A 13,879-nucleotide genomic window follows, 5' to 3' on the forward strand; every position below is an offset into this window, starting at 1 on the left:
AGCCGATCGCTCAGATCTGCGGGAATCTCTCGTACTACGCCCTACCGGCTCCGGTCTGCTTGACACCCCGCTCGGTATTCCACAGAATCTGAGAATCACCCGGCTTATGAGGAACATGATGCCGCCTCAGCGCACCGGCGGATCCGGCCCGTTCAGCAGGGGATCGCTGTCCGTCACACCGATCCCGACCCGCAACGTTTCCAATGGGGAATTCATCCCCGTTCCTCAGACTCTCCAACAAGGTCGCGTCGAATATCGGGCCGCGCATCTGGCCGACCGGGCGGCCGGGCGCCTCGGCATATCGAGGCGGGAGTTCCTCCGAAGCACGGGCGGCCTCGCCGCCGCCTTGCTGACAATGAACGGAATCTTCGGTCGTTTCTTCGAAATCGGGGAGGTGGAGTTGTTTGAGCCGTCCGCCTTTGCTGAGCAGCAGGGCGATCCATACTTCATCTTCGACGTGCAGACTCACTATGTGAGCGCGGATTACGATCCGACGGACGCGGAGCGCAGACGGAAAGGCGCGGTGTCCAAACAGGCATTGATCGCCCTGAGGCGGCGAATCCGGGAAGCCGGCGTCAATCCCGCCTTGGCCGGAGATCGAGGAACGATGGATGACCTGTCGTGGCAGAACTTTGTGAAGGAAGTATTTCTGGACAGTGAGACATCGATCGGGTTGATCAGCACGCCTCCTGGTCCCTACCCCCAAGCCGCGGTCGTTCCTCCGAAGGAAATGGCGCATATCCGCGACGAAATCAACAGGCTGGCCGGATCGCGCCGGATGCTTGCCCATGGACTGGCCACTCCACAATTGGGCTCGGCCGACCTCGATTTCATGGCCATGCAGGCCGAAACGTTGGGCGTCGAGGCCTGGAAGTGTTACACGGGATCCTGTCCGAAGGGGTTCGACCGGGGGTGGTGGATGGACGATGAGACGGTGTCGTATCCGATGCTCGAGCAGGCGCGGAAGCTGAGTGTCAAGCGGGTCTGCGTCCATAAAGGCCTGCCTCTCGGTCCCGTGCCGGAGTACAACCATCCGAAGGATCTCATCAGAGCGGCCAAAGATTTTCCCGACATCACCTTCTTGGTTTACCACTCTGGTTTCAAGACGGTGGAGGGGATCGACGACGTCTTCGCCCAATCGGGCGAGATTCTGTGGACGACGGAATTTTGCAGAATGAAGAAACGCGAGCCGGGGTTGACCAATATATACATGGAACTCGGATCGACCTTCGCACAGCTGGTGACGGCCCAGCCGGGGATGTGTGCGCATCTTATCGGACAAATCATCGAGGCATTTGGAGTCGAGCATGTTCTGTGGGGAACGGATTCGATCTGGTACGGATCGCCTCAGTGGCAGATCGAAGCGTTCCGGCGATTTCAGATCCCCGACGAATTCGTCGAACGGCATCGGTATCAGCCTCTGACCCGCGATGTGAAAGCTAAGATCTTCGGATTGAATGCGGCGCGGGTGTTCGACGTCGACGTGACGGCGACCCGGCGCGACGTCCCTCGCGATTATCTGGGACGGATGAGGATGAGTTACCTTGAGGAAGGCCCCGAGCCCAGCCACAGGCTGTACGGCTGGGTTGCGGGATAGCGGAACGAGCGAGGTCGTGGCGACGTCCTTACCGGTCGGTCGCCCCGTCAAACGGTGCAGGGAGCACAGAGAGGCGCACAGATGAAAAGCGAGATTCTGTATCCTGGGGCATTTCCGATGGTCCGTATTGAATTGTCGACTGGCGAAACCGTTAAGGCCGAATCCGGGGCAATGGTGGCCTCCTCTCCCACGATCGACGTCGAAAGCAAGATGGAGGGAGGATTCCTGGGGGCGCTCTCGCGCAAGTTTCTGACGGGCGAAAAGTTCTTCTTCCAGACGCTGCGGGCCAGTCGAGGACCGGGCGAAGTCCTGCTGGCGCCCACGGTGCCGGGTGAAATCGTGGTAATGGAGCTCGACGGCCTCAATGAATATCTTGTGCAGAAAGACGGATTTCTCGCAGGTGCAGAAACGGTGAAGATCGACAGTCAGACGCAAAGTCTCAGCCGTGGCCTGCTTGGCGGCGAGGGGTTCTTTATCCTTAAGCTCAGCGGCAAGGGGACGCTGATTCTGAACAGCTTCGGAGCGATTCACCGAATCGATCTCAAGCCCGATCAGGAGTACATCGTCGACAACAGCCACCTGGTCGCGTGGTCTGCGACGACTTCCTACCATGTCGAGCGGGCGGCCGCCGGGTGGGTCGCGAGTTTCACGTCGGGAGAAGGGTTCGTCTGCCGATTCCAGGGCCCCGGTGTCGTCTATATCCAAAGCCGAAACCCGGGAGGGTTCGGCCATTGGATCAGACAGTTTATCCCGGTCTCTGAATGACGAAGGGGTAATGGAATCCCTCTATCCCTCCGTATCCCTATGGATGCCAATGCTCTTTGTTTCGGCGCCGATTTTCCCGCTACCGGGTTGCCCTGCCATGTGGAAATCGTTCCCTCCGGCATCACGCTTCGATTTGACGGTCAGCCGCTACGACCGGACGGGGACGTCGTTCCCTTTAGCAACCTGTCCGTGTCAGCCGGCGGGCTGGACCATGATCAACTCGTTGTGAGATGGAGCGAGGAACAAGGGAGGCGAACGCTTTATCTAAAGGACCATGCGCTGATTCGAGCGTTCCGGGAGACGGCGCCGAACATCGTGACCGGAGAACTGGAAGCGGCGGCTTCCATGGTCCGGCAGAACCGACGAACGCGGCGGATCTCCTGGGTTGCCGCGATCGCGCTGGTCCTGTCCCTTGGATCGGTCCTTTGGTTCGGCTCCGATCTCGCGGTGAACGTGGCGGTCGATCGTATCCCCGTGGAGTGGGAGCGGCAACTCGGTGAGGCGGCCTATCGCGATTTCCTCGCGCGCCACACTGTGGTCAAGGAGGGACCGGCCGTTGACGCGGTTCAGGAAATGACCCGTCGCTTGACGGATCAGATCCCCGATGATCCGTACCGCTTCGAGGTGACTGTCGTCAGAAGTGATGTGGTCAACGCGTTCGCGTTGCCGGGCGGCTACGTGGTGGTGTTCACGGGCCTCCTTCAGAAAGCGGAGACCGGGGAGGAGGTTGCCGGTGTCCTAAGCCATGAACTCAGTCATGTCCTTCAGCGCCACGGATTGGAGCGGATCGTGAAGCAGGTCGGGTTGATGACCGTGTTGTCGATCGTTCTGGGCGACCAGCAGGGTCTGATCGGCCTGACGAAACAGATCGGCGGGGAGCTGCTCACGCTCAAATTCGGCCGTGCCCAGGAGACCGAAGCGGATGTGGCAGGCCTGCGACTGCTCAACCGGGCTAGGATCGATTCCAACGGTCTTGTGCGGTTCTTCGAGCGCATGGCTGAACAAGAGCATGAGCCCATCGCCATACTGTCGACGCATCCGATCAGCGCGGCACGCGTCGAGCGATTGAAGGAGGAGGCGAAAGCTTTGCCGAAGCTGTCCGGCGAATCCTTTACGTTCGATTGGAAACACGTGCAGGGCTCACTGCAGAGCCCTCGATAAGGAGCCAGCATGGATGTTCGATTGGGCGTCGTGGCCGACACCCATGGCCTTTTCGATCCGGCTCTTGGAAGACATTTCCTGGGAGTCGATCGCATCATTCATGCGGGCGATATCGGGGATGTTGCCGTGATCGAGCAGCTGCAGCGGATTGCGCCGATAATCGCGGTATCGGGCAACGTGGACAGCGGACAGGCCGGACGGTTTCCGGCGGAAACGGTGATCGAGCTTGCCGGATACCGGATCGCCGTGCGGCACATCGTCTATGAGGGCGGAAAGATACGGCGGGACGCACAGCTTTTCTTGGATCGCACGCAGCCGGATATTTGTATCTTTGGACACTCGCACAAGCCGCGCATCGAGTGGATCGGCCGCCTCTTGTTGTTCAATCCAGGGTCGGCGGGGCCGAGACGATTCAGTTTGCCGCGCTCTCTCGGCCTGCTCTTGATCCAAGACGATGATCGACAGGCCGTGCATATCCCGTTGCCCGATCGGGCGGAGCGGTTGTGCCCCGCCGACGGACAGAGCGCATCGTCCGATCGAACTCGACCGTCGTCCAACTGCGCGGTTGGACATTCCGCCCGAGCTGGTCGCATAAAAGCAAAAGGAGGCAAGCGGTGAACCATCTGTTCAACGGTATGATCGCACTTCTCGTGAGCACCAGTTTCTGGCCGACATCCATGGCGCATTCCGCCGTTACCAATCCCGACACCGGTCCGGGATGCGGTTTAGGAAGGCAGCTGTGGGAGGATTGGAAGGGCAAGAAGCAGATCGCGCCCCAGTTGTTCATGGCGTCCACCAATGTCACCGGGAGCTATACGTTCGCGATCACCTCCGGTACGTCAGGCTGCAGCAATGACGGAACGATTTGGGACAGTCAGAAAGCCGGGCTCTTCCTCGAAATCAACTACGCGAATGTGATGGACGACATGGCCCGTGGAGGAGGCGAGCATCTCGCGTCCATGGCGACTTTGATGGGCGTGTCCGAGGGCAAGCAGCCCGAATTCTTCGCCATGACACAGGAACGTTATGTCTCACTTGTGAATGCTGGTGAAGCCTCTCCCGTGGCCATGGTAAAAGCTCTGAATGACGTCGTCGTATCGTATCCGGCATCGACCACCGTCGCGTCCGAGTAACGACATCGCTCGGTGCTGCGGGCCGCCCGCTACCGGGCGGCCGCCCCGCCTGTCATCGCGAGTGTCTCGCTGCACTCTGACCCTCTCTCTTCTCCTCGCATTTTCGCCATGGTCGATCGCTGCGACGGAACGATCAGATCTATCGTACATCGACGAGCTTATCGCACAGGCGCGCTCGGCGAAACTCTTCGAGGAACGTGAATGGCATCTCCTTCTGCACTACAGACCGAGGCTCTTCGGTGGATTCACCAGCGAGCAGGATGACCCGGGATTCTTCCTTTCCGATGGCGGGAAAACCGATCCGCAGGCCGAGTTGGAGGCGACCTTGCGCCGTTTCTTCTCGGCGGACGCCGTGGGGCGGTCGAAACAGCCGGCGCAGTGTGCGTTCATCGCCCGGTATCAGTGGTTGAAGGAGAAGCTGGCCTTCGACGCCGCGCGCCTGCCGCCTGAAACCTGCACCCGTTTCGAAGAATGGCTCGCGGAACTCAACCCTCAATCCATCACCCTCATTTTCGCCTCCTCGTTCGTCAACAATCCCGCCTCGTCTTTCGGTCACACCTTTCTCCGTGTGGATCAGAGGGGTCAGACGGATCAAACCAGAATTCTGGCCTATACCATCAACTATGCAGCCGAGGTGCCACGAGACGCCGGATGGATGTATCCCATCAAAGGTCTGTTCGGAGGGTTCAAGGGCTACTACATGACGCCGCCCTACTATCTGAAGGTACGGGAGTATCGGGATATCGAGAATCGCGACATATGGGAATATCGCCTCAATTTCTCGGAGCGGCAGGTCCGTCGACTGCTCGAGCACGCGTGGGAAATGGGCAATGCCTATTTCGATTACTTCTTCTTGAAGGAAAACTGTTCCTACCAGCTCTTGTGGCTCATGGAGTATGCTGACCCGTCCTTACATCTGACCGATTCCTTCTATCTTTGGACGGTTCCGGCCGATACCGTGCGGTTGATTGCCGTCGATCCCGGTCGGGTCACCAGCGTGACGTATCGGCCCTCGCGGAGCAACGTGGTGAGGCGAAAACGCGAGTCGCTTTCGCCCGACCAGCGTGCCTTGGCGCAACACATCGCGGGCGATCCGAGCGCCGTGACCGATCCCGCCTTCGCACGCCTCCCGGCCGCTCAACAGGCGTTCCTCCTCGACCTCGCGTCCGACTATCTCCGCTATCGCATGGATACGACGGACAAACCTCTTCCCGAAGTGAAAGAACGAAACCGGGAGGTCTTGGCTGCCAGGAGCCGATTACGCATTCCGTCGCCGGAGTTCCCCGTCACGCCCTTCGCCACTCAGCCTGAGCTGGGCCACAAGACCTCTCGAGCCTCCCTCGGAGGCGGGTGGCGCAACAATGACACATTCGAGGAATTGGCCGTGCGAGCGGGGTACCATGATTTGCTCGATCCGGAGCCGGGTTACACTCCGGATGCGCAAATCGAGCTGGCGTCGGTCACCGCCCGTTATTACAACCGGGCCGATCAGGCAAGGATCGAGCGCGTCACGCTCGCGAACATTGTCTCGCTGTCGCCGATCGATTCGGTCTTTCATTCGCCTTCGTGGAAGTTCGACCTTGGGATGAACACGATCAAGTTCAACGGGTGTCAACTCTGCAGCAACGGGGTGCTCGGCGGAGGCGTCGGAGGGGCCCTGGAGTCCAAGTGGCTCCGCCGGGAAGTGTTTTTTGCGTTTGCGGAAGTCGAAGCCGACTACAGTGTGGCATATGAGGATCGGTATCGGGCTGGAGGAGGTGGAACGGCGGGGTTTCTGGCGGATCTGACCGAGCGTTGGAAGATACTGGCTTCAGGAAGCTATTTCAAATACCCGCTGGGCGACAAATCCGATGACGTGCGGTGGTTCGTCGGGCAACGGGTCACGCTGTCTCAGAATGCGGCGTTACGCCTGGAATATCGCCATCGCGATCAGGATAACGACGTGGTCTTCTCGGTTCAGGGATTTTTCTGAGTGGCATGACCGCAGGGAGGTCGGGATGCGGGCCACCCCGAGTCTCGAAAAATTGACACCGGAGACAACACCGAATATACTCGCCTTCGGTGATTTCCACGACGAGGTTTCCTCGGGGCGTCACACATTACTCAACTTTTCCTTTTCAAAGGAGGACCCATGAAGAAGAAGGCATATGTACTCTTGTCCGCCGCGTTCGTCACGGCATTCGGTCTGAGCTTGGCCGGTTGCATGCCGGTTGCGTCGCCGGTGACCGGCATCATCTTCACCGAAGTCAAGTACGGCTTCATGGCGACCACGGCCACGGCAGCCACGAAGGAAGGAAAGGCCTGCGCCCAGACCATTCTCGGATGGGTCGCGACCGGTGATGCCAGCTTGACGGCCGCCAAGGCAGCCGGAGGAATCACCACAGTCTCGCACGTCGACCACACGGCCAAGAACATCCTCGGAATCGTGGCCGACTACTGCACGATCGTGAAGGGTAGCTGATTTGACCGATTGATTCGGAGTCGGGGCCTTTGGGAGAGTTCTCCTAAGGGCCCCTTCCTTTTTCTGAGCTGCCGAGATGGCCGTCTCGCGGCCGCCCCTACCTCCGACGTCTGTTATGGCACTGTCCATCTGGGCGTTCGGCCTCCTGACTCTTTTGGGCGTTCCATTCACCGTACGGGCGGAATCGGAAACACGTACGGACGTCTACCTGAGCCTCTATGCCATGGGGAGCTGGCCCTACAATCGCGATGCATTTGTGCTTTCCGGTCCTGCTCCCGGCACCAGTGTGGGAAATGGAGCGGGGGCAGGTCTGAAGGTGGCGGTGTTCCCGGTCATTGGAAAGGGATTTCTCGGCATTGAACTTGAGTCCATGGGCAACAGCAGCAACCTCTCTGTTCCGCTCACGACCGGGCCGGGGGCGGGGACGGTGGGGCGTACCAATCTGTGGGTGTTCAACTCCATGGCGAATCTCATCCTTCGATATCCCGGGCTGCCCGTCATTCCCTACGTCGGGGTCGGCGGAGGGCTCTCGCAGGGTGTGCTCAGCAGTGCCAATATTCCCGGCCGTTCAGATCAGGATTTCGAGAGTTCGGCGGCATTCGGCTATCAGGTCTTCGGGGGACTGCAGAGCAATGTGACGAAGCGGATCTTCATCTTCGGGGAATACAAATACTTGTCGGCCAACTATCACTGGCAGGCGCTGGCTCTGGACTATCGCTCCCAGTATGCGGCGGCCGGAATCGGCCTGCGCTTCTAGTCGTGGATCAGGCGGTGCCTTGACGGTATAGGAGTCCGATGAGCGGCATGCTTGATCGATTCTTCGTGTTTCACCCCGATGCATGGGACGACCAGGATTGGACGCTGCGAAGCGGTTTGCCGTTGGAAGATGTTTGGTTTTCTTCGGCAGACGGGACCAAGCTCTTCGGGTGGTACGTAGAAGCGGCCGCGGACCGTCCGGTGATCCTCTGGTGCCACGGCAACGCCGGAAACGTGATCAACCGCCTCGACAATCTGGTTCGGCTGTTCAAGTCGTCGTTCTCGGTCTTTCTGTTCGACTATCGGGGCTATGGCCGCAGCCAAGGCCGTCCGTCCGAGGCGGGGTTGTATCTGGACGCGGTCGGCGCCTATGACTACCTGGTCAGAACGAGGATGATCCGCCCCGAGCGGCTGATTGTGTTCGGCCGGTCACTCGGCGCCGCGGTGGCGGGCGACCTCGCCGCTCAGAAACCGGCCGCCGGCCTGGTGCTGGAATCATCGTTTCCCTCGATCGAGGCGGTCGCCAAGTCTCATTACGGCGGTCTTCCGCTTCACTGGCTCCTGGGGGCTGAATTTCGCCTGATCGACCGGTTACCCGCCTTGTCGTTGCCGAAGCTAATCATCCACGGCGATCAGGACGACATCATTCCGCTGGTCTTGGGCCGGCAAGTCTTCGATGGCTCGCTGCCGCCAAAATCGCTCTACGTCATTGCCGGCGCCGGCCATAACGATACCTACGTGATCGGCGGGAGCGTATATTTCAACCGTTTCACCGAATTCGCCTTGGCCGCGGTCCGTGCTTGACGGTTCGATGTTCGATCGCCGGGGCAGGATACAAGAAGTAATTGGCGAGCAGCGAGACTTTTGATAGAGTGCGAACCGCCGATGGTCCGGACCCCCTTCACGGGCCCGGTCGAATCACTCGAACAGATCATCGAGGAGGCCGGTGAATTTCGTGCTCACTGGGCGTGCGTCTTGTGTCCTCGGGCTCGTGCTGATCGTCGCTTCAGGCTGTGCAGAACTGGAAGGCACTGCGACTCGCCCGCTGACCGGTGACGGCGGCGTCTGGAATGCCGCGAGCCTCGCAACGTCGCCGGATCTCATGTCGAGCGGTGCAGACGGCTCCGCCTCCGACGGCTCGCGACGCGTCCTCGCCGCCGACGCGTCCTCGCCGCCACCGCCCCGTGACCCAGAGCCCGCTGAAGCCGCTGAAGAGATCTTTGATCCGTTTGCGAAGCCGGACGAGGCCGCGGGAGAGGAGTACGACCCCTGGGAGCCGCTCAACACCAAGATTTTTGAATTCAACCGTCAAATGGACAAGTATGTGCTGAAACCGGTAGCCCAGGGGTACGACTTTATTGTTCCCGATCTGGTTCAGATCGGTGTCGGCAATATCTTCTACAATCTTCGCTTCGTTCCCCGTTTTCTCAACAACATCTTTCAAGGGAAGGTGAAGGGCGCGAGCATCGAAGTCGGTCGCTTCATCCTGAACAGTACGGTCGGTATCGGGGGTTTTTTTGATCTGGCACAGGACGTCAATCTCGTGACGCCGGAGGAAGACCTGGGGCAGACCCTCGGGTTCTACGGAGTCAAACCGGGTCCGTACCTCATCATTCCCTTCCTGGCTCCCTATACCGTGAGAGATCTCATAGGCTATGTCGGGGATATCTTCCTCAATCCCATCAACTGGATGTTCGCGCCGATCATCGAGGTGGACGGTGTGCCTTCCGTCATCTCCCATGCCAACCGCAATACCAGCACGGTCGTGCAAATCGGCGCGCGCGTGGGGGAGATCGTCAACGACCGTTCCCGGAATCTTCAGAAGTTTCAAGGAGTGGAGGAAGCGACGTTCGATCTCTATACCGCGGTGCGGAATGCCTACCTGCAGCAGCGCGCCAGGCAGATCAGGGAATAGAGGGTCTGCTTCTGGCGGGTCAGATTATGGAATCACCTGCAACTGCCGTCCGACCTTGGCAAACGCTTGAACGGCGGTTTCCAACTGCCCGGTCGTGTGGGCGGCCGACATTTGCACGCGAATGCGGGCCTGGCCTTCCGGCACGACCGGATAGCTGAAGCCGACCACGTAGACTCCTTGCGCCAACAACCCCTCGGCGAGGGCTGTGGCCAGTGCGGCATCGCCGACCATGACCGGAATGATCGGATGGTCGCCCGGTATCAGCCGGAATCCCAGCGAGCCGATCCTGGCGCGAAAGAACGCGGCGTGATGGCGCAACGCGGCGCGCAAGTCGTCGCCGGCCACGACGAGTTCAAGCGCGCGCAGGGCGCCGGCCGTGACGGCCGGCGGCAATGTATTGGAAAACAGATATGGCCGCGATCGCTGACGAAGCAGCTCCACGATCTCGGCCTTGCCCGACGTGAATCCGCCCGCCGCGCCTCCGAGCGCCTTCCCCAGGGTGCCCGTCACGATCTCAATGCGATCCGCCACTCCGAAATGATCGGGCGTTCCCTTTCCTTGGCGACCCACGACGCCGGTCGCGTGACTGTCGTCGACGACCACGGCCGCATCATATCGCTCGGCGAGATCGACGATGCGATCGAGCTTGGCCAAGTCTCCATCCATGGAGAACACTCCGTCGGTGGCGATCAGTCGCATGCGGCAGCCTTGAGCCTGCACGAGCCGTGACTCGAGTTCCTCCATGTCGGAATGGGCGTACCGCAGCCGTGTGGCCTTGCAGAGCCTGATGCCGTCGATGAGGCTCGCGTGGTTCAAGGCGTCGCTGATGACGGCGTCGCGCTCATCCAGGAGCGCCTCGAACAGTCCTCCGTTCGCGTCGAAGCAGGATCCGTAGAGGATGGTGTCGTCGGTGCCGAGAAACGCGCTGACGGCGCGCTCGAGCCGCTTGTGGAGGTCCTGGGTTCCACAGATGAACCGGACGGATGCCAATCCGTATCCATGCGTTTGAAGTCCGTCCGCCGCCGCTGCGATGATCTGCGGGTGGTTGGCGAGACCGAGATAGTTGTTGGCACACAGGTTCAGCACCCGACCCTGGGCGACGAGAATCTCGGGTCCTTGAGGACTCAGGAGCAGTCGTTCGGACTTGTGTGTGCCGCGCGAACGGATCTCCGCGAGCGCACGGTCGAGAACATCTTTGAAAGAGGAATAGGCCATGACGGGACGACGGACCTGACTCGGCCGGAGACGAGGCCGGCCTGAAAGGAATTGTGCGGTTGCTACAGCAGCAACACCACCTTGCCGCACCGGCCGGAACGCATCAATTCGAACCCCTGCGCGAATCCGCTCATGGGGAACGTATGGGTGATGACCGGCTTGATGTTGAGACCGGCCTTGAACAGTCCGGCGAGCCGATACCACGTACTGAAGAGACGCCGGCCTGTGATGCCGTGCACGCGGATCCCTTTGAAAATGATTTCGTTCGCCAGATCGCAGGTGATCGGCCCGGTGGGGATCCCGAAGAGGGTGACGCGTCCCCCGTTCTTGACCGCTCCGAATGCCAGATGCAGGGCGCTCGGATCTCCCGACATTTCAAGCGACGCATCGACTCCTTCACCGGCGGTGATGTCCTGGATGCTCGCGGCCAGCTTGTTCGGGGCCTCGGTCCCGGCATTCAGCACATGATCGACACCGACCTGTTTGGCCAGAGCCAGACGATACTCACTGACGTCCGATGCAATGATGGTGGCCGCCCCTGCCGTGCGCGCGACAGCCGCCGCGAACAATCCTGTCGGTCCGCATCCGGTGATGAGCACCGTGTGACCCGTGAGGTCTTCGGCCAGGGCGGCATCGACGGCATTGCCGAGGGGTTCCTGAACCGACGCGAGCTCCGGGGGCACGGTGGAGGCGGTTTTCCACAGGACGTTCTCGGGGAGAACCACGTACTCCGCAAACGACCCGTCCCGGTCCACGCCGAGAATCCGATAGTTCCGGCAGACGTGCGCCTGTCCCGTCCGGCACTGAAAGCAGCGGCCACAGGTCAGGTGCGATTCGGCCGCCACATAGTCGCCGACGTCCACCAGCGTGACGTCGGCTCCGATCGCCACGACCTCACCGCACATTTCATGGCCGATGATGCGCGGAGGATGAATTCGGCTGTGCGCCCAGGGATCCCAGTTGTAAATGTGAGCGTCGGTCCCGCACAGCGAGGTCGCCCGCACACGGACGACGGCGTCGGTTGGCCCGGGGGTGGGATCTGGACAAGTCGTCAACTCGAGGCCCGGTTTCGCTTCACGCTTGAGGAGGGCCCGCATGCGACTATCTTACTCCGAATCGAACAAGGATGCCTAACCGATCCGGAAAAAACGGGTTGCGCCCGACTCTGCGCCATGGGTAGGATGCGATCATGGCCGCGTTGCTTCGCAGGGGCCTGGTCCTCGTGACCGCATTGTGTGCAAGCGGGCTGCCCGCGACCGCGACGCCCGCCGACTCAGCCGCTCCAGCTGCGACCTCTCCGTCACCTGCCCCTGCCAGTCCGGCCAAACGCTGGACCCGTTTTGATCTCAGCCAGTCCGGCTCAGGAGGCGACCTGCAATCCGGCAAGCCGCTGACTCTCGACATCACTCTCGGGGGAGTCGTCCAGAGTTCCGTCCCCGTGGTGGCCATCTGCGAGTCGGTCCTCTTTGAATCCCAAACCGCGACGCTCGATCCGGAGGGGGACTCAATGACCCTCAAGACGACCGTCACGCTGGAGCCGATGCCGATGAGCCGGACGTCGGTTCGCCCCAAAGCCGCGCGGATTCAGGTCAGCTTTGCGCGCTTTCGGCAAGACAGATTCGAGCGATTCATGCGGCGGGTCGTCTATGTAACCCTGAACCATCAGGAAGCGCCGCCGGACAGCGTCGATCCGCCGCCGATCAAGCCGGAGGAGCCGCTGGTCGTCGATCTGATCGCTGACGAAGTGCAGCCTGATGCGATTCGCGTGACCGGAGAAGCCTTGGCCGAAGAAGATCTGATGCCTCTTGCGGATCCCGGCCAAGGACGGGCCTATTGGCAACATGTGAGCCACCTGGTGAGCCGCAGTTGGGCCCGGCAGGTTCGTGAGATGAGGCGCGGGCCAAGCGGCGAAACGGTCAGGGTGCATTTCCAACTGTTTCCGAACGGCCGTGCCCAGCTGATCGAGATCGAGAAGGGCTCCGGCGCCCGTGAAATCGACGAGGCGGGGATTTATGCCATCGTCAATGCGCAGCCGTTCCCGCCCTTTCCCGATGAATTAGGCGATGAGGCGGTGGATGTCCACGTTCGAATGCGGACGGGAGCCAAGCCGAAACAGCGTGAGGTCCAGTCGGTGACGAATCCATCCGCCGGCCGCCCCGACGCTCCAGGCGGAGGGGTCAAGAAGTAATCCGTCCTCATATCTACAGAAAGGATCAATCGATGGTGAGTGGGAAGAAGATGACGCGCGGCTCCGCGGCTCTCATGACGGTGCTGTTCCTCAGCGTCCCGTTGTCCGTCCATGCCGAGACGGCACGATGGAACGTGGATCCCGAGCATTCGACGATCGAATTTCGTGTGTCGCACATGGTGATTTCAAAGACGACCGGACGATTCATGGACTATACGGGATTCATCGAGATGGACGCAGAGGCCGGTACGATCAAGACCATCGAAGCGACGATCAAGGCCGCTTCCGTGAATACCAATCATGAAAAGCGCGATGCGCATTTGCGGAACCCCGATTTCTTCGATGTCGAGAAGTTTCCCCTCGTCACCTACCGGATGAAAAGCGCCAAGAAGGCGGGCGATGGGTATACGGCGGTCGGAGATCTGACCGTGCGGGGCGTGACGAAGGAGATCACACTGACCGGAAATTTCAACGGGGCGACCAAAGATCCCTGGGGTAACCAGCGCGCAGGCTTTACCGGTGAAGGAAAGGTCAATCGAAAGGATTTCGGCATGGTGTGGAACAAAACCCTCGACAGCGGCGGTCTGGTCGTGGGAGACGAGGTCCTCATCAAGCTCGATATCGAGTGCATTAAAGAGAAGCTCTGAGGCGGTCTCGCGTCTGACCTCTCCGAACCCCCTTCCAAGAC

14 protein-coding genes are annotated in these 13,879 nt (G+C 60.5%); 12 read left to right on the plus strand and 2 right to left on the minus strand.

Going from position 1 to position 13,879, the window contains the following annotated elements; translation table 11 throughout:
• Positions 1-115 precede the first annotated feature (115 nt).
• From P0111_02185 to P0111_02230, 10 genes are all read left to right on the plus strand, one after another.
• Complete coding sequence (locus tag P0111_02185; protein MDF0642814.1) at positions 116-1,597, plus strand: amidohydrolase family protein; 1,482 nt, start codon at positions 116-118, stop codon at positions 1,595-1,597.
• Between the two features lie 81 nt (positions 1,598-1,678).
• Positions 1,679-2,362: a TIGR00266 family protein gene (locus P0111_02190; GenBank protein MDF0642815.1), complete on the plus strand. Its 684-nt coding sequence runs from the start codon at positions 1,679-1,681 to the stop codon at positions 2,360-2,362.
• Positions 2,363-2,401: 39 nt separating this feature from the next.
• Positions 2,402-3,523 carry a M48 family metallopeptidase gene (locus P0111_02195; GenBank protein MDF0642816.1) on the plus strand — a complete coding sequence of 374 codons (1,122 nt, stop codon included), beginning with the start codon at positions 2,402-2,404 and terminating at the stop codon, positions 3,521-3,523.
• A gap of 9 nt (positions 3,524-3,532) precedes the next feature.
• Positions 3,533-4,141 (plus strand): metallophosphoesterase family protein, encoded by a 609-nt coding sequence (locus P0111_02200; GenBank protein ID MDF0642817.1) that lies wholly within the window; start codon positions 3,533-3,535, stop codon positions 4,139-4,141.
• A complete protein-coding gene (locus P0111_02205; GenBank protein MDF0642818.1) occupies positions 4,138-4,656 on the plus strand; it encodes a DUF3015 family protein in 519 nt (172 codons plus the stop codon). The genes P0111_02200 and P0111_02205 overlap by 4 nt, the downstream gene beginning before the upstream one ends.
• Positions 4,657-4,717: 61 nt before the next feature.
• Positions 4,718-6,628 carry a DUF4105 domain-containing protein gene (locus P0111_02210; GenBank protein ID MDF0642819.1) on the plus strand — a complete coding sequence of 637 codons (1,911 nt, stop codon included), beginning with the start codon at positions 4,718-4,720 and terminating at the stop codon, positions 6,626-6,628.
• Between the two features lie 159 nt (positions 6,629-6,787).
• On the plus strand, positions 6,788-7,117 hold the full coding sequence (locus P0111_02215; GenBank protein MDF0642820.1) for a TRL-like family protein: 330 nt from the start codon (positions 6,788-6,790) through the stop codon (positions 7,115-7,117).
• 115 nt (positions 7,118-7,232) lie between these two features.
• Complete coding sequence (locus P0111_02220) at positions 7,233-7,874, plus strand: outer membrane beta-barrel protein (protein ID MDF0642821.1); 642 nt, start codon at positions 7,233-7,235, stop codon at positions 7,872-7,874.
• 38 nt (positions 7,875-7,912) lie between these two features.
• Complete coding sequence (locus P0111_02225) at positions 7,913-8,677, plus strand: alpha/beta hydrolase (protein MDF0642822.1); 765 nt, start codon at positions 7,913-7,915, stop codon at positions 8,675-8,677.
• Between the two features lie 142 nt (positions 8,678-8,819).
• On the plus strand, positions 8,820-9,788 hold the full coding sequence (locus tag P0111_02230) for a VacJ family lipoprotein (protein ID MDF0642823.1): 969 nt from the start codon (positions 8,820-8,822) through the stop codon (positions 9,786-9,788).
• 24 nt (positions 9,789-9,812) lie between these two features.
• Here the strand turns inward: P0111_02230 and P0111_02235 are convergent, their stop codons facing one another.
• On the minus strand, positions 9,813-11,003 hold the full coding sequence (locus tag P0111_02235) for a glycine C-acetyltransferase (protein MDF0642824.1): 1,191 nt from the start codon (positions 11,001-11,003) through the stop codon (positions 9,813-9,815).
• Positions 11,004-11,065: 62 nt separating this feature from the next.
• Positions 11,066-12,100: an L-threonine 3-dehydrogenase gene (tdh, locus tag P0111_02240; GenBank protein ID MDF0642825.1), complete on the minus strand. Its 1,035-nt coding sequence runs from the start codon at positions 12,098-12,100 to the stop codon at positions 11,066-11,068.
• A gap of 92 nt (positions 12,101-12,192) precedes the next feature.
• On the opposite strand from tdh, the gene P0111_02245 reads away from it, so the two are divergent.
• Both P0111_02245 and P0111_02250 read left to right on the plus strand, forming a co-directional pair.
• The gene (locus P0111_02245) at positions 12,193-13,191 is read left to right on the plus strand and encodes an energy transducer TonB (GenBank protein ID MDF0642826.1); all 999 of its coding nucleotides are present in this window, start codon (positions 12,193-12,195) and stop codon (positions 13,189-13,191) included.
• 32 nt (positions 13,192-13,223) lie between these two features.
• Positions 13,224-13,838 carry a YceI family protein gene (locus P0111_02250; GenBank protein MDF0642827.1) on the plus strand — a complete coding sequence of 205 codons (615 nt, stop codon included), beginning with the start codon at positions 13,224-13,226 and terminating at the stop codon, positions 13,836-13,838.
• Positions 13,839-13,879: the final 41 nt, after the last annotated feature.

It is taken from the genome of Nitrospira sp. (assembly GCA_029194535.1).
Lineage (GTDB): Bacteria > Nitrospirota > Nitrospiria > Nitrospirales > Nitrospiraceae > Nitrospira_C.